This is a genomic window from Streptomyces sp. CB01881 (genome assembly GCF_002953255.1).
GTDB lineage: Bacteria > Actinomycetota > Actinomycetes > Streptomycetales > Streptomycetaceae > Kitasatospora.
On record NZ_CP026498.1, the window covers coordinates 5,082,414 to 5,082,696 of the forward strand.

Consider the following 283-nt stretch of genomic DNA (forward strand, 5'->3'; position numbering starts at 1 on the left):
GCTTCGGGTCTTGGGCATGCAACTCAGGCGCCCTATTCGGACTCGCTTTCGCTACGGCTACCCCACACGGGTTAACCTCGCTACACACCGCAAACTCGCAGGCTCATTCTTCAAAAGGCACGCAGTCACGAGACACACAGCAAGCTGCACGTCCGACGCTCCCACGGCTTGTAGGCACACGGTTTCAGGTACTATTTCACTCCGCTCCCGCGGTACTTTTCACCATTCCCTCACGGTACTATCCGCTATCGGTCACCAGGGAATATTTAGGCTTAGCGGGTGG